Below are 21,705 nucleotides of genomic sequence, written 5' to 3' on the forward strand. Positions count from 1 at the left end.
CGCCGGACGACGAGAGGGGCGGAATGGCATTCGCGGTGGCGCGGACCCGGGACGAGGCGCAGCTGTACCTGGAGCTGCACCCGTGCCCGGACTGCGCGTCGGTGGACGCGCCGTGGGAACAGGCACTGGTCGAGATCGACGGCGAGCTGGCCTCCAGCTACGCCGCGATCTGCCCGGGCTGTGACGCGGAGCGCGAGTACCTGTTCGGTCTGCCGGCCCGGGAGACGCCGGTGCGCGGCTGGCCCACGTTCGGCGGTCCGGAGCCGTCGGAGTTGCTGGATGCCGGCCAGTGGCTGGAGGTTGCCGACACCGCCGCCTCGGAGGTCCCCGCGGACCCGGCCGAGGCCGGTAAGGTGCTGGCCGTCGCGCAGGCGGCCGTCGTCGAGGTGATCAAGTTCGTCCCGTCCGGCACCGACGCCGTACCGGAGGACGAGTTCTGGACGCCGCAAGGCCAGGCGGTCCGGGACGCCGAGCCCGGGCGGTTTCGGCTCGACCGGCTGCTGATCGCCCGCGACACCTACGACGCACTGGCCCGAGATCTAGGAGCGAGATAACCGATGCTGACCGCGAGGACCCTGGTCGAGGCCCAGATCTACGTGAGCCTGGTGACCGCGGCCGATCCGGAAGCTCCGGCGGTCGTGCCGGCGCGGCCCGAGCCGGGCGTGAACGTGACCGACGGCCCGGACGCGTGGGTGTTCGCGTCCCAGGCCGGCGAGATCACCATCCCGTACGCCTCGGAGCGCGCGGCGACCGCCATCGGCGCCCGGTTCGGACTGGGCAAGTCGCAGCTGATCGACGCGGCGCAGTGGGCGATCGTGTCCGCGTCGTTCGCCAGCCGGGCGCAGGAGGCCGACCTGGCCTACACGGGCGAGGCGGACCAGGACCGCAACTCCGTCGAGCTGAACTGGGAGTTCGCCGCCGACGCCGTCGCCGAGGCGATGAAGTTCCTGCCCGACGACGCGGACGAGGTCCCCGACGCGGACATCTGGTCGGAGTACGGCGCCGCGGCGAAGGCACGGCACCCGCATCTGGTCAGCCGCGCCAAGCTGCAGGACGACCTCGAGTTCTACCGCGGCACCCTGGAGGATTTCCGCGCCCTGTACGACCGACCGTGAGCTGACCAGTTACGACGGTTGATCCACGTCGATCCGGATCGCCCGGGCGTCGAGGCCGGCCTGTTCGAGGACCTTCTGTTTCGGGTCCGGTACGCCGAGGAAGGGCGGCCGGACCAGCCCGGGCAGATCCTTCAACCGGGGATCCTCGAGCACGGTGTCGACCGCCCGGCGGTCTCCCCCGCACACCAGCACGTCGAGCTTCGCCGGGGCGAGGATCCGGACGGCGACCTCCGTCGCGGCCGCGAACGCCTCCCTGGCCTGGTTGTCGCGCCGGCGGGCATACCGCTGCTGCGACCAGCCGCCCGCCTTCGTGGTGCCCTGCACATGCCGGGAGCCGACCTTCGAGTCGAGAAGCTTGCCATCGGCAAACACTCCGGCGCCGTACCCGCCGCGACGGACGAGCAGTACGCCGAGCCGCCGCTCGGTCAGCACATGTGCGACGAGCCCCTCGCGGGACAACACCGCGAGGGGCTCGAAGGGCACGGTGACGACGGCGGTGGAGCCGTCCTCGGCGGACAACGTGACGCTGGTCGGCGTCACGTCGTACCGCACCGCACCATGGCGCTCACCGAAGCCGTCCAGCCACCTGTCCAGTCGGCCCGGCGCCACCGAGACAGTGCGGGTCACACGTTGAAGCCGAGTGCGCGCAGCTGGTCGCGGCCGTCGTCGGTGATCTTCTCCGGGCCCCACGGCGGCATCCAGACCCAGTTGATCCGGAAGTCGTTGACCAGGCCGTCCAGCGCCATCCGGGTCTGGTCCTCGATCACGTCGGTCAGCGGGCACGCGGCCGACGTCAGCGTCATGTCGATGATCGCCGTGCTGGTGTCGTCGACGGTGATGCCGTAGATCAGGCCCAGGTCGACCACGTTGATGCCGAGCTCGGGGTCGACGACATCCTTGAGTGCCTCGGTGACATCCTCGACCTTCGCCGGGGAGGTGCCCGGGGACGCGGCAGCCGCGAGGTCGACCTCGGGCAGCTCGATCTTCTCGTCGGTCTGGTCAGGCATTCTTGACTCCTTCGTTGGCTGCCATGGCCTGCGCCGTGGCATCGCGCCACGCCGACCAGCCCAGCAGTGCACACTTCACCCGGGCCGGGAACTGCGCGACGCCCGCGAACGCCACACCGTCCTCCAGAACCTCTTCGTCCGGCTCGACATTCCCCCGGCCCTGCATCAGCTCGAGGAACTTCTCGTACGTCGCCATGCCCTCGGCCACCGGCTTGCCGATCACCAGGTCCGACATCACCGACGTCGCCGCCTGGCTGATCGAGCAGCCGACGCTGTTGTGCGTGATGCCCTTGACGGTGTCGCCGTCCAGCTCGACCCGGAGCGTGACCTCGTCCCCGCAGGACGGGTTCACGTGGTGCACCTCCACGTCGTACGGGTCCGCGAGGCCCGAGTGGTGCGGGCTGCGGTAGTGGTCCAGGATGATCTCCTGGTACAGGTTGTCCAGCTGCATATCAATCCACCTTGAAGTACGAGCGCACGAATCCGAGTCCGTCCACGAGCGCCTCGATCTCCTCGGGGGTCGTGTACAGATAGAAAGACGCTCTGGTCGACGATTGCATTCCGAACCGCTCGTGCACCGGCCGCGCGCAGTGGTGCCCGGCGCGGACCGCGATGCCGCGGGTGTCCAGCACGGTCGACACGTCGTGCGGGTGCACGCCGTCCAGCGCGAAGCTGATCGCGCCGCCGTGGTCGGCCGCGTCGGTCGGTCCGAGGATCTTCAGTCCCGGCACCGTCTTCAGGCCTTCCAGGGCGTACTCGACGATCGCGTGCTCGTGCGCCGCGATCTTGTCCATGCCGATCCCGGACAGGTAGTCGACGGCCGCACCGAGACCGACCGCCTGCGCGATCGGCGGCGTACCCGCCTCGAACCGGGCCGGCGGTGCGGCGTACGTCGAGCCGGTCATTCGCACGATCTCGATCATCTCGCCGCCACCGAGGAACGGCGGGAGCGAGGCGAGCAGGTCGTACCGGCCCCAGAGCACGCCGATGCCGGTCGGGCCGACCACCTTGTGGCCGGTGAAGGCCAGCAGGTCGGCGCCGAGCGTCGAGACGTCGACCGGGAACTGCGGAACGGCCTGTGACGCATCGACCACGACAGTCGCGCCGACCGCGTGCGCCCTTGCGGCGATCTCGGTGATCGGGTTGATCGTGCCGAGCGCGTTGGAGACCCAGGTCAGCGCGACGACCTTGGTGTCCTCGGTCAGCAACTCGTCGATGTTCGACAGGTCGAGCCGTCCGTCCTCGGTCACCCCGAACCACTTCAGCGTCGCGCCGGTCCGCTCACACGCGAGCTGCCACGGGACGATGTTGCTGTGGTGCTCCATCTCGGAGACCACCACGACATCGCCCGGCTTCAGCGACGCGCCGAGCGTGTGGGCGGCGAGGTTGAGCGCCTCGGAGGCGTTCTTGGTGAAGACGACCTCGTCCCGCGACGTCGCGCCGATGAAGGCCGCGACCTTGTCCCGGCCGCCTTCGTACGCCGCCGTGGCCTCCGCGCCGAGCTGGTGCATGGCGCGGGCCACGTTCGCGTTGTGCTTCAGGTAGTGGTCCTCGATCGCCTGCACCACCTGGCGCGGCTTCTGCGACGAGTTCGCCGAGTCCAGGTAGACCAGCGGAAAACCGCCGGCCAGCTCGCGCGACAGGATAGGGAAGTCCGCCCGGACCGACTGCAGGTCCAGGGGACTGCTGAACGTCCGGGCTTCGGTCACTTGGCGCCGGCCTTCAGGAAGCGCTCGTAGCCGTTGGCCTCGAGCTCCTCGGCCAGCTCCGGGCCGCCCTCCTCGGCGACGCGACCGTCGACGAACACGTGCACGAAGTCCGGCTTGATGTAGCGCAGGATCCGCGTGTAGTGCGTGATCAGCAGGACACCCTTGTCGCCCTGCTCGGCGAACCGGTTCACGCCGGTGGAGACGATCTTCAGCGCGTCGATGTCGAGGCCGGAGTCGGTCTCGTCGAGGATCGCGATCTTCGGGTTCAGCAGCTCCAGCTGGACGATCTCGTGCCGCTTCTTCTCACCACCGGAGAAGCCCTCGTTGACGTTGCGGGTGCCGAAGTCGGCGTCCATGTCCAGGTCGGCGAGCGCCTTGTTGACGTCCTTGACCCAGGTCCGCAACTTCGGGGCTTCGCCGTCGATCGCGGTCTTCGCGGTGCGGAGGAAGTTCGCCACCGAGACACCGGGCACCTCGACCGGGTACTGCATCGCCAGGAACAGGCCGGCCCGGGCGCGCTCGTCCACCTTCATGTCGAGCACGTCTTCGCCGTCCAGCGTGACCGTGCCGCCGGTGATGTTGTACTTCGGGTGACCGGCGATCGAGTACGCCAGCGTGGACTTGCCGGAGCCGTTCGGGCCCATGATCGCGTGCGTCTGACCGCCGGCGATGGTCAGGTTGACGCCGCGCAGGATCTGCTTCGGGCCGCTCTCGGTGTCGACCGACACATGCAGGTCGCGGATCTCGAGTGTCGCCATGAGTTTGTCTATCTCCGTCTGTTTACAGGGCCATACAACTTATAGGGCTGGCTGGTTCAGGGGGTTCTTCACGTCGACGAGTACGTCGTCGCCGTCGAGGCGCACGGGGTAGATCGGCACCGGGTCGTAGGCCGGCAGGCTGGTCGGCTCGCCGGTGCGCAGGTCGAAGCGGGACCCGTGCAGCCAGCACTCGATCTCGCACTCGCCGACGTCACCCTCGGACAGCTGGATCTGCGCGTGCGAGCACTCGTCCCGCACCGCGAAGTACTGTCCTTCGCTCTTCACGACCGCGACCTCCACGCCACCGACCTCGACCGGGATCACTCCCTCGTCGGGTACGTCGGCGGCGGCGCAGGCGCGCTCGAAGGTGTCGCTCACTGGCCGGTGACCGCCTTGGCAGCTTCGCTCAGCTCGGCGGTGCGGGCCAGCTTCTCCTCGATCACGTCGTGCAGGTGCTCGGTCACCTCGGGGACACCGATCTTGCCGATGATGTCGTTGAAGAAGCCGGACACGACCAGCCGGCGAGCCGCATCCTCGGGGATGCCGCGGGCCTGCAGGTAGAACAGCTGCTCGTCGTCGAACCGGCCGGTCGCCGACGCGTGCCCCGCGCCCTCGATCTCGCCGGTCTCGATCTCCAGGTTCGGCACCGAGTCGGCGCGGGCGCCGTCGGTCAGGACCAGGTTGCGGTTCAGCTCGAACGTGCTGGTGCCCTCGGCCGCGGCCCTGATCAGCACGTCGCCGATCCAGACCGAGCGGGCGTTGTCACCGGCCAGCGCGCCCTTGTAGATCACGTTGCTCTTGCAGTTGATCGCCTCGTGATCGACGAAGAGCCGGTTCTCGTGGTGCTGACCCGACTCCGCGAAGTACACCCCGAGCAGCTCGGCGTCGCCGCCGGGACCGGCGTACCGGACGTTGGTCCCGATCCGGACGATCTTGCCGCCGAGCGTCACGACGACGTGGTGGAGCCTGGCGTCGCGGCCGACCAGCGCGTCGTGCTGGCCGAGGTGGATCGACTCGTGGTCGCCCTGCTGGATCGAGACGACCCGCAGATCCGCGCCGTCGCCGGCGACGATCTCGACGGTGCTGCTCAACTCACCGGCGCCGGAGTGATCGATGATCACGATCGCCTTGCTGTGCCGGCCGGACTCGATGATCAGGTGGCTGAAGCCGCGTGCGCCGAGGCTCGCGACGTTCACGTGCACCGGCTCGGTCAGCTCGGCCTCGATCGGGATCCGGACCGCGAACGCGTCGCCGGCGTGGTTCCAGGCGACGGCCGCGGAGCGGTCCTGGGGCTTGCCGACCTTGAGCGAGTCCGCGGCGACGGTCTCGAAGACCACGCCCTCCGGACCGGACGCGTCGACCTTCGGGGTCTCGGTGCCGGCCACGTCCTCGAACAGGGCCTTCAGCTGCTTGACCGGGGTGAAGCGCCACTCCTCCTCGCGTCCGTTCGGCACCGCGAAGTCGGCCACGTCGTACGACGTCGGCCGCTCGCTGCGGGCCTGGAGCGGGACCGGCGAACCCGGCCCGTGGGAGTGCGCCTTGTTGCCGGTAGCAACAAGGGTGTCAGACGACGACATCAGCCGACGGCCCCTTCCATCTGCAGCTCGATCAAACGGTTCAGTTCCAGCGCGTACTCCATCGGGAGCTCGCGGGCGATCGGCTCGATGAAGCCGCGGACGATCATCGCCATCGCCTCGTCCTCGGCCATACCCCGGCTCATCAGGTAGAAGAGCTGGTCGTCGCTGACCTTGGACACGGTCGCCTCGTGCCCCATCGCCACGTCGTCCTCGCGGACGTCGACGTACGGGTAGGTGTCCGAACGGCTGATGGTGTCGACCAGCAGCGCGTCACAGCGCACCGTGGACTTACTGTGGTGCGAGCCCGGCGCCACCTCGACCAGACCGCGGTACGACGTCCGGCCGCCGCCGCGGGCCACCGACTTCGACACGATCGAGCTCGACGTGTACGGCGCGTTGTGCACCATCTTGGAGCCGGCGTCCTGGTGCTGGCCCTCGCCCGCGAACGCGACCGACAGGGTCTCGCCCTTGGCGTGCTCGCCCATCAGGTAGACGGCCGGGTACTTCATCGTCACCTTGGAGCCGATGTTGCCGTCGATCCACTCCATCGTCGCGCCCTCTTCGCAGGTGGCGCGCTTGGTGACCAGGTTGTAGACGTTGTTCGACCAGTTCTGGATCGTCGTGTAGCGGCAGCGGGCGCCCTTCTTCACGATGATCTCGACCACCGCGGAGTGCAGCGAGTCCGACTTGTAGATCGGCGCGGTGCAGCCCTCGACGTAGTGGACGTAGGCGTCCTCGTCGACGATGATCAGGGTCCGCTCGAACTGGCCCATGTTCTCGGTGTTGATCCGGAAGTAGGCCTGCAGCGGGATGTCCACCTTCACGCCCTTGGGCACGTAGATGAACGAGCCGCCGGACCAGACCGCGGTGTTCAGCGAGGCGAACTTGTTGTCGCCGACCGGGATCACGGAGCCGAAGTACTCCTTGAAGATCTCCGGGTGCTCCTTCAGGCCGGTGTCGGTGTCGAGGAAGATGACGCCCTGGGCCTCCAGGTCCTCGCGGATCTGGTGGTAGACGACCTCCGACTCGTACTGCGCGGCGACGCCGGCGACGAGGCGCTGCTTCTCCGCCTCCGGGATGCCGAGCTTGTCGTAGGTGTTCTTGATGTCCTCGGGCAGCTCTTCCCAGCTCGACGCCTGCTTCTCCGTCGAACGGACGAAGTACTTGATGTTGTCGAAGTCGATCCCGGACAGGTCGGCACCCCACGACGGCATCGGCTTGCGATCGAAGAGCTTCAGGCCCTTCAGGCGCAGGTCGAGCATCCACTCCGGCTCGTTCTTGAGAGTGGAGATGCCCCGCACCACGTCGGCGGACAGGCCGCGCTGGGCGACCGCGCCGGCGGCATCGGAGTCGGCCCAGCCGTACTGGTAGTTGCCGAGGCCTTCCAGTTCGGGGTGAGCGGTTTGCGTCATCGTGCAGTCCTCGCAGCTTCGCCGTCGGATACAGGGGCAACAGACTCGGTCGCGACCGGGCCTGGGATATGCGTGGTGCAGACACCGTCGCCGTGGGCGATGGTGGCCAGTCGCTGCACGTGCTTGCCGAGGAGTCTCGAGAACACCTCGGTCTCGGCCTCGCACAGCTGGGGGAACTGCTCGGCCACGTGCGCGACCGGGCAGTGGTGCTGGCAGAGCTGGGCTCCGTGGCCCGCCTCCGCCGTGGACGCGGCGTACCCGTCGGCCGTCAGGACCTGGGCGAGCACCTCCGCCTTCTTGCCGTCGGGAGCCAGTGCGACCTGCTCCCGGTACCGCTCCTCCACCTCGGCGACGCGGCGCCGCGCGAACTCCGCGACGGCGTCGTCCCCGCCGGCCTCGGCGATGAACCGCATCGCCGTCGCCGCCAGGTCGTCGTACGCCTGGTGGAAGGCGTGCCGGCCGGTGTCGGTCAGCACGAAGACCTTCGCGGGGCGGCCGCGGCCGCGCGGGCCGTAGACACGCTCCTCGCGGGCCTCGACCAGCCCCTCGTCGAGCAGGTGGTCGAGGTGCCGGCGGACCGCCGCCGGGGTCAGCTCGAGCCGCTCCGCCAGCACCGCGGCGCTGGACGGACCATTGGTCAGGATCGAGCGTGCGACCCGGTCCCGGGTGGACTCGTCCCGCGCGCTACCGGCGCCGTGGGGCACGGCTCCGCTGTTCGCAGGATTTTTCACAACATCAGTGTCGCGTAAATACCCGGGGCCTTCAAATAAGGCTCCCCTAACCGGTTCGCGCCGGCACGCGGGGCGCGGGACCGGACCGTGAGCGAGGTCACTCCGGGGCGTTCTCTATGCTGCCGTTGTGCCAGTCGCGGTAGAGATCGACAACCTCGTCGTGCGGTACGGCGAGAAGACCGCGGTCGACGGTCTCGGTCTCACCGTAGCCGCCGGCACGGTGACGGCCGTGCTCGGCCCGAACGGCGCCGGCAAGACCACGACCGTGGAGACCTGTGAGGGCTTCCGCCGGCCCGACTCCGGGCGGGTCCGGGTGCTCGGGCTGGACCCGATCGCGGACCACGACGAGCTGATGCCGCGGATCGGCGTGATGCTCCAGGAGGGCGGCGCGTGGTCCGGCGTCCGCGCGGTCGAGATGCTGAAGTACGTCGCGACGCTGCACACCGACCCGCTCGAGATCCCGGGCCTGGTCGAGCGCCTCGACCTGGGCAGCTGCGGGCGTACGCCGTACCGGCGGTTGTCGGGTGGGCAGAAGCAGCGGCTCTCGTTCGCGCTGGCGATCGTGGGGCGGCCGGAGATCGCGTTCCTCGACGAGCCGACGACCGGGCTGGACCCGCACGGCCGGCGCGAGATCTGGCAGGTGATCCGCGACCTGCGCGACGACGGCGTGACCGTCGTCCTCACCACCCACGCGATGGACGAGGCCGAGCAGCTGTCCGACCAGGTCCACGTGGTGTCGGCCGGCAAGGTGATCGCCTCCGGCACTCCCGACGACCTGACCGAGCACCACAAGAAGTCCCTCGAGGACGTCTTCCTCGAACTCACCGCCAAACCGGAGCGCTCGTGAGTACTTACAGCCCGCAGCCGGGCAGTGCGCCGTGGCCGCGGAAGGTGCTGGCGCACTCGCGGATGGAGTTCAAGCTGCTCGTGCGCAACGGTGAGCAGTTGCTGCTGGCGCTGGTGATCCCGCTCGGCATCCTGCTCCTGCTCGGCGCGACCGGGCTGGGCGACCGCCTGCCGCTCGGCGAGGGCCGGGCGATCGACGAGGCTGTCCCCCGGGTGCTCGCACTGGCCGTCCTGTCCTCGTCCTTCACGTCGCTGGCCATCGCGACCGGCTTCGAACGCCGGTACGGCGTCATCAAACGACTCGGCGCCTCCCCGCTGTCCCGGACCGGCCTGCTCGCCGGCAAGATCGGCGCCGTCCTGCTCGTCCAGCTGATCCAGCTCGCCGTCCTGACCGGCACCGGGCTCGCCCTGGGCTGGAAGCCGGTTGGCGGAGTCGAAGCAGTCGTCGGCGTGATCCTCACCGTCCTGTGCGGCACCGCGGCCTTCGCGTCGCTCGGTCTGCTGATGGCCGGCGTACTGCGAGCTGAAGCGACGCTCGCGGCTGCGAACCTGCTGTACCTGTTGCTGCTGGTCGGCGGGGCGATCATGACGCCCGTCGACGAGTACCCGTCCGGCATGCAGAGCGTCGTACGCCTGCTGCCGAGCGCCGCCCTGGCCAACGGGCTGGCGAACTCGACCATCGAAGGTGTGATCCCTTGGGCGGCCGCTTTGTCCCTGGCGTTGTGGGCCGGGGTGCTCGGATACCTGGTGTCCCGGACCTTCCGCTGGGACTGAGCAGACCTTTCTCTAGAGTGTGCCGGTGATGAGCCCGGAGAACCCACCCCCAGACAACGAGCCGGTCAACAGATTCTGGCGCCTGGTCCCCGCGCCGACACTGGACACCGTCCGGCGCTGGGGCTGGGCCTCGGTGGTGGTGAACATCGGCATCGTGGTGACCGGTGGCCTGGTCCGCCTGACCGGCTCCGGCCTGGGCTGCCCGACCTGGCCCTCGTGCACCGACGACTCGTACGTGCCGCACGCCGCGCTCGGCTATCACGGCGCGATCGAGTTCACGAACCGGATGCTCGGGTTCGTGGTCGGTGTGGTCGCGATCTGCACCTGGCTGGTCGTGATGCGCTACCGCCCGATCCGCCGCGACCTGCGCCGGCTGGCGACGGCGGCTGCCCTGGGCGTCCCGCTGCAGGCGGTGATCGGCGGCATCAGCGTGCTCACCGGGCTGAACCCGTGGATCGTCTCGGCGCACTTCCTGGTCTCGCCGGTCATCATCACGCTGACGGTGTCGATGATGCGGAGGTCCCGCACCAGTCCGTACCCGCACACTCCCCCGGTGGTGCGCGCGCTCGCGACCGCCGCTGTGGTGGCGGTCTGGCTGACCGTTGCCCTCGGCACCGTTGTCACCGGCGCCGGTCCGCACTCGGGCGATCCGGAGACCGGCCGCAACGGGTTCGACCCGGAGCTGGTCAGTCAGCTGCACGCGGACGTCGTGTTCGGGCTGCTCGGCATCACGATCGCCCTGGTGATCGCGACCCGGGTGACCGCGACCTCGCGGACGTTGCGCAAGCTGGCCGCCTGGCTGCTGGCCGTCGAGCTGTTGCAGGGCGCGGTCGGCTTCACGCAGTACTTCACCGGTCTGCCGTGGGGCGTCGTGCTCGTGCACATGTTCCTGGCCGGGATGCTGATCGCGCTCGTCACGGCCGTGTACGGCGAGCGCGGGACGCCCGCGACCTGAAACGGGCGTCCCGCCGTACCTCAGTCGATCTCAGTAACGCACCTTGTAGACGGCGCCCGGGCCGAAGACCGGTGCGGCGACGAACAGCTCGCCCCATCGGTTGAAGCCCGCTCCGCCTGGCAGCGTCAACTGATCCTTCACCAGTTCCCGTGCGTACCCTGCGCGGTGGTTCCGGCCCGGGTACTGCAGGAACAGCCCACCGTGCGTCGGGCCGCTCATCTCGAACTTCAGCCAGCTCGCCTTGTCCAACTCGACGACCGCGAGCGTGCCGCGCGGACCGCCGGCCAGGTCGACGATCGACGTGTAACCGTCGGCGTACCGCTTGCAGTTGCCCTTGTTCGGATTGACCGGGTCACACACCGCGCCCATCGAGCCCGGCCTGATCCGCCAGATCTCCGACGTCCCCGGTGTTGCCGGGAAGCCACGGAGCTCACCGACGTACCAGTAGCCGTCCGAGCCCACCGTGACCGACGTGGCCACTGCCTCGGCGACGAACGGCGTACCGGCCGGCGGAGCCTCGTCACCGAGACCGGCAGGCACCTTGACCGTGCGTGGCTTCAGCCGCGCGACCGTCTTGACGTGACCGTTCGGCCACACCCTCAGCAGATCGTTGTTCGCGGCATCGGACACCAGCACCGTGCCGTCACTCAGGGCCGCGACGCCGAACGGGTTGGACTCCGTCGGTGAGTCGGCCTGGTTGTACGGGTCCGGGTCGTGCGCCTGGTACGCCGCGATGTCCGCGACCTTGATCGGCGCCTTCCCGTACCGCATCCGGTACAGCGTGGAGCTGCCCGGCACCGGCGGCTGTCCCGGCTCGCCGCCCGCACCGGTCAGTGCGTACGTCGTACCCCACTTGTTCGTGTCGATCGCGGGCGGGAACCCGCCGGTGCCCGGCACCGTACCGAGCTTCACGGACCTGTGGCCGTTGGTGACGTAGACCGAACCGTCGGTGACGCTGTAGATGACGAGGTTCTTGTACGTCGACACGCCGCGCGGACCGTTCAAACCCGTTGCCACCGGCTTCAAACTGCTGTGACTACCGGCGTCGGCCTGCCCGGCAACCAGCAACGAGCCGGCCAATGCCAGTGCGGCGACTGCCGCAACACGTGTTCGTACCCCCATACGAATCCCCCTGCCACTGTGTCTCCCCAGGCGTGGAAACGCCTCCACAGACCGGACCATCGCAACACGTGGTCACGATCTGGTCAAGCGCTGCCCGTCAGTGCAGGAGCGGATCGACGGCCGCCGCGATGAACAGCAGTGCGAGGTAGATGTTCGAGAAGTGGAAGAGCCGCATCGGCCGCAGCGCGGCGCCTTCCGCGCCGGTGTGGGCCCGGAGCAACAACCGGCGGGCCTCGCGGAGGAAGACGAAGCCGAGCACGATCGAGGCCAGCGGATACACGAAGCCGGTGCCGGCGACCGGCCACAGCGCGATCGACGTGACCACCATGACAACGGAGTACGCCATGATCTGCCGGGCCGTCGCGACCGGGGTGGCGACCACCGGCAGCATCGGCACGTCGACCGACGCGTAGTCCTCGCGGTAGCGCATCGCCAGCGACCAGGTGTGCGGCGGCGTCCAGAAGAACACCACCAGGAACAGCACGACCGGGGTCCAGGCCAGCTTGCCGGTGACCGAGGTCCAGCCGATCAAGGTCGGGAAGCAGCCCGCGATACCGCCCCAGACGATGTTCTGCACCGTCCGGCGCTTGAGCACCATCGTGTAGCCGAAGACGTAGAACAGGTTCGCCGCGAGCGCCAGGCCGGACGACAGCCAGTTGACGAAGAACCCGAGCTCCACGGTGGCCAGCACCCCGAGCACGACGCCGAAGACCGTCGCGGAGCGCGGGCTGACCGCGTGCCGCGGCAACGGGCGGCGCCGGGTCCGGCGCATCTGCTCGTCGATGTCGCGGTCGAGCACGCAGTTGATCGTGTTCGCGCTGCCGGAGGCGAGGATGCCGCCGATCAGGGTGGCCACGACAACCTCGAGCCCGGGCACTCCCCCGGCGGCCAGGAACATCACCGGCACGGTGGTGATCAGCAGCAGCTCGATGATGCGCGGCTTGGTCAGACCGACGTACGCCTTCACCACGTCGCGCACCGACGGACTCACCACAGCGGTAGCGTCCGGCAGCGGCGTCGGGTACGACGTCGTCGCGGCGGGACGCGGGTCGACGGCCGTCACGAACACCTCGAACATCAGTGGGTTGACGCCGGAGCTCCGGCGCTGACGATTCAGCAGTCTACGACGCCCCGTAGGAGGGTTCTCGCACCCCCCTCCGAAGACGCCGGTGTGACCTCGCAGACGTCGGGGAACAGCCAATGATGCTGAACGGTTGACAAACAGTCGAGCGGTGCGCAACACGGGCAGGCCCCCGCAGTAGGCTCATCCCGAGTGCGAACCCTGAAGGTCATGTAAGTCTGCATCGAGAGGAGCGCCGCCGGCGTGACGGAGAAGACCAGCCCCAAGCTTGAATGGACCGAGCTCGACCAGCGCGCGGTCGACACCGTGCGGGTGCTCGCGATGGACGCGGTCGAGAAGGTCGGCAACGGACACCCCGGTACGGCGATGAGCCTGGCGCCGGCGGCGTACCTGCTGTTCCAGAAGGTGATGCGGCACAATCCGGCCGACGCGCACTGGGCCGGCCGCGACCGGTTCGTGCTGTCGGCCGGCCACTCCAGCCTGACGCTGTACATCCAGCTCTACCTGGCCGGCTTCGGCCTCGAGCTCGACGACCTGAAGGCGCTGCGCACCTGGGGCAGCAGGACCCCGGGCCACCCGGAGTACCGGCACACGACCGGCGTCGAGACGACCACCGGCCCGCTCGGCCAGGGCGTCGGCAACGCGGTCGGCATGGCGATGGCGGCCCGCCGCGAGCGCGGCCTGCTCGAGCCGGACGCGCCGACGGGCGAGGGCCTGTTCGACCACCACATCTACGTGATCGCCTCCGACGGCGACCTCGAGGAAGGCGTCTCGGCCGAGGCCTCCTCGCTGGCCGGGCACCAGCAGCTCGGCAACCTGACGGTGATCTACGACGCCAACAAGATCTCCATCGAGGACGACACCAACATCGCGTTCTCCGAGGACGTCGCCGCCCGCTACGCGGCGTACGGCTGGCACGTCCAGGACGTGGACTGGACCAACGGCGGCACCGGCTACCACGAGGACGTGCAGGCGCTGTACGACGCCATCGAGGCGGCGAACGCGGTCACCGACAAGCCGAGCTTCATCCGGCTGCACACGATCATCGGCTGGCCGGCGGCGACCAAGAAGGGCACCGGCAAGGTGCACGGCAACGCCCTCGGCGCCGAGGAGGTGGCGGCGACCAAGAAGATCCTCGGCTGGGACCCGGAGCAGACCTTCGAGGTCGCCGACGACGTGATCGCGCATACCCGCGAGGCGCTCGACCGGGGCAAGGTCCTGGAGGCCGAGTGGAGCGGCAGGTTCGACGAGTGGAAGGCCGCGAACCCGGAGCGGGCCGAGCTGCTCGACCGGCTGTCCAAGCGCGAGCTGCCGGCCGGCTGGCGGGACGCGCTGCCGAGCTGGGACGCCGACGCCAAGGGCATCGCGACCCGCGCCGCCTCCGGCGAGGTGCTGACGAAGCTGGCGCCGGAGCTGCCGGAGCTGTGGGGCGGCTCGGCCGACCTCGCGGGCTCGAACAACACCACCCCGAAGGGGCAGCCGTCGTTCATCCCCAAGGAGCACTCGACCGAGGAGTTCCAGGGCGACGAGTACGGCCGGGTGCTGCACTTCGGCATCCGCGAGCACGCCATGGGCTCGGTGCTGAACGGCATCGCCCTGCACGGCCTGACCCGTCCGTACGGCGGCACCTTCCTGGTCTTCTCCGACTACATGCGCCCGGCGGTCCGGCTGGCCGCACTGATGCAGCTGCCGGTGACCTACGTCTGGACGCACGACTCGATCGGCCTCGGCGAGGACGGTCCGACGCACCAGCCGATCGAGCACCTCTCGGCGCTGCGGGCGATCCCGGGCCTGGACGTCGTCCGCCCCGGTGACGCGAACGAGACGGCGGCCGCGTGGGCCACGATCCTCGAGCACACCGACCGCCCGGCCGGCCTCGCGCTGACCCGGCAGAACGTACCGACGTTCCCGCGCGGCACCGACGGGTTCGCCACCACCGAGAACGTGCCCAAGGGCGGCTATGTGCTGCTCGACACCGACGGCACCCCGGACGTGGTGCTGATCGGCACCGGTTCGGAGCTGCAGATCGCCGTCGAGGCCCGCACCAAGCTGGCCGAGGAGGGCGTCAACGCCCGCGTCGTGTCGATGGTCTCGCGCGAGTGGTTCGACGAGCAGGACGACGCGTACCGCGAGTCGGTCATCCCGGCCGGCGTCCGGGCCCGGGTCTCGGTCGAGGCCGGGATCGCGCAGAGCTGGCACGACATCGTCGGTGACGCCGGTCGTTCGGTCAGCCTGGAGCACTACGGCGCCTCGGCGGCGTACCAGACGCTGTACGACGAGTTCGGCATCACGACCGATGCCGTCGTACAGGCCGCGAAGGACAGCATCGCCGCCGCGGCGCAGATCAGCGGCCCGGGTGTCCCGCCCGGACGCGCCGCCTCCGGTCCGGTCGGACCGGCCGACGCCAGCTGAAGACACCCACAACAGAACATCCCGGAAGAAGGCATCGGAGAAATGAACGATCGCTTGAAAGCACTCGCGGACGCGGGTGTCTCCATCTGGCTCGACGACCTGTCCCGCGAGCGGCTGACCAGCGGCAGCCTGCAGGCCCTGATCGAGGACAAGCACGTGGTCGGCGTGACCACGAACCCGACCATCTTCGCCAAGGCCATCTCGGACGCCGACGCGTACGCCGCGACGGTCGCCCGGCTGGCCGCCCAGGGCGTGTCCACCGACGAGGCGATCCGGGTCATCACCACCGAGGACGTCCGTGACGCCGCCGACGTGTTCAAGCCGGCCTACGACGACTCCGAGGGCCAGGACGGCCGGGTGTCGATCGAGGTCGAGCCGACGCTCGCGCACGACACCGCGAAGACCGTCGAGCAGGCCAAGCAGCTGTGGGACATCGTCGGCCGGGAGAACATCTTCGTGAAGATCCCCGCCACCAAGGCGGGTCTGCCGGCGATCACCCAGACGCTGGCCGCCGGGATCAGCGTGAACGTGACGCTGATCTTCTCGCTGGAGCGCTACAAGGCGGTCGCCGCCGCGTTCCTGGCCGGCCTCGAGCAGGCCGTCGAGAACGGGCACGACGTGACCAAGATGGCCAGCGTCGCGTCGTTCTTCGTCAGCCGGGTGGACACCGAGGTGGACAAGCGGCTGGACGCGATCGGCACGGACGAGGCGAAGGCGCTGAAGGGCAAGGCCGCGATCGCCAACGCGCGGCTCGCCTTCGAGGCGTACGAGGAGATCTTCGACACCGACCGCTGGCGAGAGCTCGAGACCGCCGGCGCCAAGCCACAGCGGCCGCTGTGGGCGTCGACCGGCACCAAGGACCCGTCGTACTCCCCCACCCTGTACGTCGACAACCTGGTCACCCGCGGCGTCGTGAACACGATGCCGGAGGCAACCATCAAGGCGGTCGAGGAGCACAGCGAGTTCTCCGGCGACACGGTCCGCGGCGACTACGCCGGCGACCGCAAGGTGATCGACGACCTGGAGAAGCTGGGCATCTCCTACGACGAGGTCGTGCAACTGCTCGAGGACGAGGGCGTGGCGAAGTTCGACGCCTCCTGGTCGGAGCTGCAGGACACCGTCACCGCGGCGCTGAAGGGCGCGGCCAAGTGAGCGCTCCGAAGGTCAGCACGCAGAACGGCGACTGGGCCGAGGTCGTCGACAAGCTGGTCAGCGAGAAGATCGCGTCCCGGATCGCCGCGAAGGACGCGACGATCTGGGGACCGGACGCCGAGCACGAGGCGTCGATCCGGCTCGGCTGGGTCGACCTGCACGACACCTCCCGGCCGCTGCTGGCCGAGATCGAGGCCCTGCAGGCGGACTTCCGCTCCGAGGGCCTGGACCGGATCGTGCTGTCCGGCATGGGCGGTTCGTCGCTGGCGCCCGAGGTCATCACCCGGACGGCGGGCGTGGAGCTCGTCGTCCTGGACTCGACCGACCCGAGCGTGGTCGGCCGCGCGCTGGCCGGTGACCTGTCGAAGACCGTGATCGTGGTGTCGAGCAAGTCCGGCGGCACGGTCGAGACGGACAGCCACCGGCGTACGTTCGTCAAGGCGTTCGAGGACGCGGGTCTCGACGCGGCGTCGCGGGTCGTCGTCGTGACGGACCCGGGTTCGCCGTTCGAGAAGCTGTCCGCGGACGAGGGGTACCGCAAGACCTTCCTGGCCGACCCGAACGTCGGCGGCCGGTACAGCGCGCTGACGGCCTTCGGCCTGGTGCCGTCCGGCCTGGCCGGCGCCGACATCGCCGAGCTGCTCGACCAGGCGGCCGAGGCGGCGCCCGAGCTGCAGGCCGACTCGACGGACAACCCGGCGCTCTGGCTGGGCGCTGTGCTCGCGGCGAGCGCGGGCCGGGACAAGGCGATCATCACGGCCGACGGCTCCGAGATCGTCGGATTCCCGGACTGGGCCGAGCAGCTGATCGCGGAGAGCACCGGCAAGAACGGCACCGGCGTACTGCCGGTCGCGGTCGAGGTCGATGCGCCGGAGCTCTCGAGCGACGCCGCTGATCTGACCAACGCGCTGCTCGCCGAGAAGGCGACCAGCGGCGTCCCGACGGCGTTGACGTCGGGTTCGCTCGGCGGACAGATGCTGCTGTGGGAGACGGCGACGGCGGTGGCGGGCTACCTGCTCGGCATCAACCCGTTCGACCAGCCCGATGTGGAGAGCGCGAAGAAGGCCGCGCGCGGTCTGCTGGACGCGCAGCCGAAGCCGGAGGCGGCCGCCTTCACCGAGGGCGCTGTCGAGGTGCGTGGCTCCGAGGGGCTGCTGGACGGTGTGGATTCGCTGCAGGGCGCGGTCGACGCGCTGCTGGGCAAGCTCGACGCGAAGGGGTACGTCGCGGTGATGGCGTATCTCGACTCCGAGCGGGACGCCGAGCTGATCGGCGTACGGCCGGCGCTGGCGACGAAGACCGGCCGGCCCGTCACGTTCGGCTGGGGTCCGCGGTTCCTGCACTCGACCGGTCAGTACCACAAGGGTGGGCACCCGGAGGGCGTGTTCCTGCAGATCACCGGCGCGCACACCACCGACGTGGAGATCCCCGATCGGCCGTTCAGCTTCGGCACACTGATCACAGCGCAGGCCGCCGGCGACGCGAACGTCCTCGCGGAGCGCGGCCGGCCGGTGCTGCGACTGCACCTCACGGACGTGGCGGCAGGGCTGCAGCAGCTCCTGTCCCTGTTCAAGTAGCTCGACAACTCGGAGGGATACGGCAGATGACCGCTGAGCTCGACGAAGAGCCGGCTGGCCCGGTAAACCCGTTGCGGGATCCGCAGGACCGGCGGCTGCCGCGGATCGCCGGGCCGTGCAGCCTGGTGATCTTCGGTGTCACCGGCGACCTGGCCCGCAAGAAGCTGATGCCGGCGGTCTACGACCTGGCGAACCGGGGGCTGCTGCCCCCGGGCTTCGCCCTGGTCGGGTTCGCCCGTCGTGACTACACCAACCAGGACTTCGCCCAGATCGTGCACGACTCGGTGAAGGAGCACGCCCGGACCCCCTTCCGCGAGGAGGTCTGGCAGCAGCTGTCCGAGGGGTTCCGGTTCGTGCCGGGCGACCTGACCGACGACGTGGCCTTCGAGCGGCTGCGCGAGACGGTCGACGAGCTGGACGTCACCCGGGGTACCGGCGGCAACCACGCGTTCTACCTGTCGATCCCACCGGGGCTGTTCCCGGAGGTCGTGCGGCAGCTGTCCGAGCACGGGCTGACCGACGAGAAGCCGGGCTCGTGGCGGCGGGTGGTGATCGAGAAGCCGTTCGGCCACGACCTGAAGAGCGCCCGCGAGCTCAACCACGTGGTCGAGTCGGTGTTCCCGCCCGAGGCGGTCTTCCGGATCGACCACTACCTGGGCAAGGAAACGGTCCAGAACATCCTGGCCCTGCGGTTCGCGAACGCGATGTTCGAGCCGATCTGGAACAGCAACTACGTCGACCACGTGCAGATCACGATGGCCGAGGACATCGGTATCGGCGGCCGCGCCGGGTACTACGACGGCATCGGCGCCGCCCGCGACGTGATCCAGAACCACCTTCTCCAGCTGCTCGCGCTGGTCGCGATGGAGGAGCCGGTCAGCTTCGACGCCTGGTCGCTGCGCCAGGAGAAGAAGAAGGTCCTCGCCGCGGTGCAACTGCCGGAGCGCCTCGACCTGCACAGCGCCCGCGGCCAGTACGCGGCCGGCTGGGCCGGTGGCGTGAAGGTCAAGGGCTACCTCCAGGAGGACGGCATCCCGGCCTCGTCGGCGACGGAGACGTTCGCCGCGCTGCGCGTCGACGTCGACACGCGTCGCTGGGCGGGCGTGCCGTTCTACCTGCGCACCGGCAAGCGGCTCGGCCGCCGGGTGACCGAGGTCGCGGTGATGTTCAAGCGGGCGCCGCATCTGCCGTTCACCAAGACCGAGACCGAGGAGCTCGGCCAGAACGCTCTGGTACTGCGGATCCAGCCGGACGAGGGCATCACCATCCGCTTCGGCGCCAAGGTGCCCGGGACGACGATGGAGATCCGCGACGTGAACATGGACTTCCAGTACGGCGGTTCGTTCACCGAGTCCTCGCCCGAGGCCTACGAGCGGCTGATCCTCGACGTACTGCTCGGCGATCCGCCGCTGTTCCCGCAGCACACCGAGGTCGAGCTGGGCTGGAAGATCCTCGACCCGGTGCTCGACTACTGGGCCCGGCACGGCAAGCCGGAGCAGTACGCCTCCGGCCACTGGGGCCCGGACTCGGCGCACGAGATGCTGGCCCGCGACGGACGGTCCTGGAGGCGGCCATGATCATCGACCTGACCGATACGACGTCGAGCGGGATCGCTTCGGCGCTGCTGAAGGCCCGCCGGCACGCGGGGTCGCCGGCGATGGGCATGGTCGGCACGATCGTGGTCGTCGTCGACGAGGCGTCCCACCACGACGCGATGAAGGCGGCGAACGAGGCCGGTCGCGAGCACCCGTCGAGGGTCCTGGTCGCGATCCTGCGGCCCGGCCGGGGTCCGTCCGGACTGGACGCCGAGGTGCGGGTCGGCGAAGGCATCCCGGGCGAGGCGGTGCTACTGCGCCTGCACGGCGAGCTGGCCAAGGTGCCCGAGTCCGTGATCACGCCGCTGCTGTTGCCCGACTCCCCGGTCATCGTCTGGTGGCCGGGTGGCGGGCCGAAGGTCCCGGCCGACGACCCGCTGGGCCGGCTCGGTCGGCGTCGCGTCACGGATGCGGCGTCGACACGGCGCGCGTCGGTCGACTTCAGCGCGCGGGCCGAGGGCTACAAGCCCGGCGACACCGACTTCGCGTGGACCCGGTTGACGCCGTGGCGGGCGCTGATGGCGGCTGCCCTGGACCAGTACCCGACGAAGGTGACCGGGGCTGAGGTCGCGGCAGCCAAGGGAAACCCGAGTGCGGACCTGATGGCGGCGTGGTTGCAGTCGCGGCTGAAGGTGCCGGTCGAGCAGCGGAATTCGCGCGGCCCGGGTGTGACCGCCGTACGGCTGTTCACGCCGTCGGGGCCGATCGCGCTGACGCGGCCGGACGGCGCGGTCGCGACGTTCAGCGTGCCGGGTCAGCCGGACCGGCCGGTGGCGCTGAAGCGGCGTACGACGTCCGAGCTGTTGAGCGAAGAGCTGCGGCGGCTCGATCCGGACGACGTGTACGCACACACGCTGGCGTGCATGGTCGAGCGGGACCAGATGCCCGCCGCGAAGAAGACGGTCGACGCGACGGCGCGGAAGTCCACGGCGGCGAGCGTGACCGCGGCAGGCAAGAAGGTGGTCGCGGCCCAGAAGAGCCCGGCCCAGAAGAAGCCGGCCGCGAAGAAGGCCGTTGCCAAGAAGACGGCCAAGCGGACCGCCGCGAAGAAGACGGTTGCCAAGAAAGCGGCCAAGAAGACTGGTGCGACCAAGAAGGTTGCCGGAAGCAAGCGGGTGGCCAAGCGATGACCGTCGATCCGGAACTGCTGATCCATTCTGATGCCGACGACCTGGCGTTCTCGGTGGCGTCCCGGTTCATCACGGCCATCGCCGACGCGCAGAGCACCGGCGGGGTCGCGCAGGTCGTGCTCACCGGCGGGCGGGTGGCCGCGGTCGTGTACCGCGCGGTCGCCGAGTCGCCGGCGCGGGTCGAGGTCGACTGGCGGCGGGTCGAGTTCTGGTGGGGCGACGAGCGGTTCCTGCCGGACGGCGACGCCGAGCGCAACGAGACGCAGGCACGGGAGGCGTTGCTGTCGGTCCTGGATGTCGACCCGGCGCGGGTGCATCCGATGGCCGCCGATTCCGGTCAGGGCGCGGAGGCCGCCGCCGCGGCGTACGCGTCCGAGCTGGAGGCGGCGGGTTCGCCGACGTTCGACGTGCTGATGCTCGGAGTCGGTCCGGACGGACATGTGGCGTCGCTCTTCCCCGGGTATCCGCAGATCGAGGTCACGGACACGGCGGCGGTCGCTGTGCACGACTCGCCGAAGCCACCGCCGACCCGGATCTCGCTGACCCTGCCGCTGCTCAACCGGGCCCGTGAGGTCTGGTTCGTGGTGGCAGGCGACGACAAGGCCGACGCGGTTGCGACCGCTCTGGCCGAGGGCGACGTCCCCGCCGCCCGCCCGAAGGGCGAGAACCGCACCCTGTGGCTCCTCGACGAGGCCGCAGCGTCGAAGCTGACCTAGCTCGCACCCTATGGTTGGTCGCTGAGGGGGCTGCAC

22 protein-coding genes are annotated in these 21,705 nt (G+C 69.7%); 11 read left to right on the forward strand and 11 right to left on the reverse strand.

The features are described 5' to 3' along the window. Window positions 1-23: 23 nt before the first annotated feature. Both ACIA58_RS10765 and ACIA58_RS10770 read left to right on the forward strand, forming a co-directional pair. Window positions 24-554, forward strand: a complete 531-nt coding sequence (locus tag ACIA58_RS10765; protein WP_396403411.1) for a hypothetical protein — start codon at window positions 24-26, stop codon at window positions 552-554. Between the two features lie 3 nt (window positions 555-557). Continuing rightward, window positions 558-1,115 carry a hypothetical protein gene (locus ACIA58_RS10770; RefSeq protein WP_396403412.1) on the forward strand — a complete coding sequence of 186 codons (558 nt, stop codon included), beginning with the start codon at window positions 558-560 and terminating at the stop codon, window positions 1,113-1,115. Between the two features lie 9 nt (window positions 1,116-1,124). Here ACIA58_RS10770 and ACIA58_RS10775 read toward each other — a convergent pair whose 3' ends face one another. The 9 genes from ACIA58_RS10775 to ACIA58_RS10815 are packed head-to-tail and all read right to left on the reverse strand — an operon-like array spanning window position 1,125 to window position 8,309. Continuing rightward, a complete protein-coding gene (locus ACIA58_RS10775) occupies window positions 1,125-1,742 on the reverse strand; it encodes an acVLRF1 family peptidyl-tRNA hydrolase (RefSeq protein ID WP_396403413.1) in 618 nt (205 codons plus the stop codon). Further along, entirely contained in the window at window positions 1,739-2,122 is a 384-nt protein-coding gene (locus ACIA58_RS10780; RefSeq protein ID WP_396403414.1) for a metal-sulfur cluster assembly factor, read from the reverse strand. The genes ACIA58_RS10775 and ACIA58_RS10780 overlap by 4 nt, the downstream gene beginning before the upstream one ends. Next, entirely contained in the window at window positions 2,115-2,573 is a 459-nt protein-coding gene (gene sufU / locus ACIA58_RS10785; RefSeq protein WP_396403415.1) for a Fe-S cluster assembly sulfur transfer protein SufU, read from the reverse strand. Before sufU ends, ACIA58_RS10780 begins: the two co-directional genes overlap by 8 nt. Window position 2,574: 1 nt before the next feature. After that, on the reverse strand, window positions 2,575-3,831 hold the full coding sequence (locus tag ACIA58_RS10790; protein WP_396403416.1) for a cysteine desulfurase: 1,257 nt from the start codon (window positions 3,829-3,831) through the stop codon (window positions 2,575-2,577). Then, a complete protein-coding gene (gene sufC / locus ACIA58_RS10795; protein ID WP_396403417.1) occupies window positions 3,828-4,589 on the reverse strand; it encodes a Fe-S cluster assembly ATPase SufC in 762 nt (253 codons plus the stop codon). The genes ACIA58_RS10790 and sufC overlap by 4 nt, the downstream gene beginning before the upstream one ends. Window positions 4,590-4,628: 39 nt before the next feature. Next, complete coding sequence (locus tag ACIA58_RS10800) at window positions 4,629-4,967, reverse strand: non-heme iron oxygenase ferredoxin subunit (protein ID WP_396403418.1); 339 nt, start codon at window positions 4,965-4,967, stop codon at window positions 4,629-4,631. After that, complete coding sequence (sufD, locus tag ACIA58_RS10805; RefSeq protein WP_396403419.1) at window positions 4,964-6,166, reverse strand: Fe-S cluster assembly protein SufD; 1,203 nt, start codon at window positions 6,164-6,166, stop codon at window positions 4,964-4,966. The genes ACIA58_RS10800 and sufD overlap by 4 nt, the downstream gene beginning before the upstream one ends. Continuing rightward, window positions 6,166-7,578 (reverse strand): Fe-S cluster assembly protein SufB, encoded by a 1,413-nt coding sequence (sufB, locus tag ACIA58_RS10810; protein ID WP_363874746.1) that lies wholly within the window; start codon window positions 7,576-7,578, stop codon window positions 6,166-6,168. Before sufB ends, sufD begins: the two co-directional genes overlap by 1 nt. Next, the gene (locus tag ACIA58_RS10815) at window positions 7,575-8,309 is read right to left on the reverse strand and encodes a helix-turn-helix transcriptional regulator (RefSeq protein ID WP_396403420.1); all 735 of its coding nucleotides are present in this window, start codon (window positions 8,307-8,309) and stop codon (window positions 7,575-7,577) included. Before ACIA58_RS10815 ends, sufB begins: the two co-directional genes overlap by 4 nt. 127 nt (window positions 8,310-8,436) lie before the next feature. Between ACIA58_RS10815 and ACIA58_RS10820 the strand changes: the two genes are divergently transcribed. Genes ACIA58_RS10820 through ACIA58_RS10830 form a run of 3 tightly spaced genes read left to right on the forward strand, consistent with a single transcriptional unit; the run spans window position 8,437 to window position 10,884 of the window. Beyond that, window positions 8,437-9,156, forward strand: coding sequence for an ABC transporter ATP-binding protein (locus ACIA58_RS10820; RefSeq protein ID WP_396403421.1), 720 nt, complete (start codon window positions 8,437-8,439; stop codon window positions 9,154-9,156). Next, window positions 9,153-9,929 carry an ABC transporter permease gene (locus tag ACIA58_RS10825; protein WP_396403422.1) on the forward strand — a complete coding sequence of 259 codons (777 nt, stop codon included), beginning with the start codon at window positions 9,153-9,155 and terminating at the stop codon, window positions 9,927-9,929. The genes ACIA58_RS10820 and ACIA58_RS10825 overlap by 4 nt, the downstream gene beginning before the upstream one ends. 28 nt (window positions 9,930-9,957) lie before the next feature. After that, the gene (locus ACIA58_RS10830; RefSeq protein ID WP_396404963.1) at window positions 9,958-10,884 is read left to right on the forward strand and encodes a heme A synthase; all 927 of its coding nucleotides are present in this window, start codon (window positions 9,958-9,960) and stop codon (window positions 10,882-10,884) included. A 30-nt stretch (window positions 10,885-10,914) separates the two neighbouring features. On the opposite strand, the gene ACIA58_RS10835 is transcribed toward ACIA58_RS10830, so the two are convergent. Beyond that, complete coding sequence (locus ACIA58_RS10835; protein ID WP_396403423.1) at window positions 10,915-12,006, reverse strand: ScyD/ScyE family protein; 1,092 nt, start codon at window positions 12,004-12,006, stop codon at window positions 10,915-10,917. A gap of 97 nt (window positions 12,007-12,103) precedes the next feature. Further along, window positions 12,104-13,084 (reverse strand): heme o synthase, encoded by a 981-nt coding sequence (locus ACIA58_RS10840; protein ID WP_396403424.1) that lies wholly within the window; start codon window positions 13,082-13,084, stop codon window positions 12,104-12,106. A gap of 246 nt (window positions 13,085-13,330) precedes the next feature. On the opposite strand from ACIA58_RS10840, the gene tkt reads away from it, so the two are divergent. The 6 genes from tkt to pgl are packed head-to-tail and all read left to right on the forward strand — an operon-like array spanning window position 13,331 to window position 21,669. Next, window positions 13,331-15,499 (forward strand): transketolase, encoded by a 2,169-nt coding sequence (gene tkt / locus ACIA58_RS10845; protein WP_396403425.1) that lies wholly within the window; start codon window positions 13,331-13,333, stop codon window positions 15,497-15,499. Window positions 15,500-15,541: 42 nt separating this feature from the next. After that, window positions 15,542-16,651 (forward strand): transaldolase, encoded by a 1,110-nt coding sequence (gene tal, locus ACIA58_RS10850; RefSeq protein WP_396403426.1) that lies wholly within the window; start codon window positions 15,542-15,544, stop codon window positions 16,649-16,651. Continuing rightward, on the forward strand, window positions 16,648-18,228 hold the full coding sequence (locus ACIA58_RS10855) for a glucose-6-phosphate isomerase (RefSeq protein WP_396403427.1): 1,581 nt from the start codon (window positions 16,648-16,650) through the stop codon (window positions 18,226-18,228). Before tal ends, ACIA58_RS10855 begins: the two co-directional genes overlap by 4 nt. Window positions 18,229-18,254: 26 nt before the next feature. Continuing rightward, entirely contained in the window at window positions 18,255-19,805 is a 1,551-nt protein-coding gene (zwf, locus tag ACIA58_RS10860; RefSeq protein ID WP_396403428.1) for a glucose-6-phosphate dehydrogenase, read from the forward strand. After that, window positions 19,802-20,953 (forward strand): glucose-6-phosphate dehydrogenase assembly protein OpcA, encoded by a 1,152-nt coding sequence (locus ACIA58_RS10865; RefSeq protein WP_396403429.1) that lies wholly within the window; start codon window positions 19,802-19,804, stop codon window positions 20,951-20,953. The genes zwf and ACIA58_RS10865 overlap by 4 nt, the downstream gene beginning before the upstream one ends. Then, on the forward strand, window positions 20,950-21,669 hold the full coding sequence (pgl, locus tag ACIA58_RS10870; RefSeq protein WP_396403430.1) for a 6-phosphogluconolactonase: 720 nt from the start codon (window positions 20,950-20,952) through the stop codon (window positions 21,667-21,669). Before ACIA58_RS10865 ends, pgl begins: the two co-directional genes overlap by 4 nt. Window positions 21,670-21,705 lie beyond the last annotated feature (36 nt).

Source organism: Kribbella sp. NPDC051586, assembly GCF_044453965.1.
Taxonomy (GTDB): Bacteria; Actinomycetota; Actinomycetes; order Propionibacteriales; family Kribbellaceae; genus Kribbella.

Bases quoted from the DNA above. Each gene is read 5' to 3' on its own strand.
- ACIA58_RS10865 (WP_396403429.1), top strand. From the start codon at position 19,802: ATGATCATCGACCTGACCGATACGACGTCGAGCGGGATCGCTTCGGCG.
- pgl (WP_396403430.1), top strand. From the start codon at position 20,950: ATGACCGTCGATCCGGAACTGCTGATCCATTCTGATGCCGACGACCTG.
- tal (WP_396403426.1), top strand. From the start codon at position 15,542: ATGAACGATCGCTTGAAAGCACTCGCGGACGCGGGTGTCTCCATCTGG.
- ACIA58_RS10835 (WP_396403423.1), bottom strand. From the start codon at position 12,006: ATGGGGGTACGAACACGTGTTGCGGCAGTCGCCGCACTGGCATTGGCC.
- sufC (WP_396403417.1), bottom strand. From the start codon at position 4,589: ATGGCGACACTCGAGATCCGCGACCTGCATGTGTCGGTCGACACCGAG.
- ACIA58_RS10830 (WP_396404963.1), top strand. From the start codon at position 9,958: ATGAGCCCGGAGAACCCACCCCCAGACAACGAGCCGGTCAACAGATTC.
- ACIA58_RS10770 (WP_396403412.1), top strand. From the start codon at position 558: ATGCTGACCGCGAGGACCCTGGTCGAGGCCCAGATCTACGTGAGCCTG.
- sufB (WP_363874746.1), bottom strand. From the start codon at position 7,578: ATGACGCAAACCGCTCACCCCGAACTGGAAGGCCTCGGCAACTACCAG.
- ACIA58_RS10765 (WP_396403411.1), top strand. From the start codon at position 24: ATGGCATTCGCGGTGGCGCGGACCCGGGACGAGGCGCAGCTGTACCTG.
- sufU (WP_396403415.1), bottom strand. From the start codon at position 2,573: ATGCAGCTGGACAACCTGTACCAGGAGATCATCCTGGACCACTACCGC.
- zwf (WP_396403428.1), top strand. From the start codon at position 18,255: ATGACCGCTGAGCTCGACGAAGAGCCGGCTGGCCCGGTAAACCCGTTG.
- ACIA58_RS10780 (WP_396403414.1), bottom strand. From the start codon at position 2,122: ATGCCTGACCAGACCGACGAGAAGATCGAGCTGCCCGAGGTCGACCTC.
- sufD (WP_396403419.1), bottom strand. From the start codon at position 6,166: ATGTCGTCGTCTGACACCCTTGTTGCTACCGGCAACAAGGCGCACTCC.
- ACIA58_RS10840 (WP_396403424.1), bottom strand. From the start codon at position 13,084: ATGTTCGAGGTGTTCGTGACGGCCGTCGACCCGCGTCCCGCCGCGACG.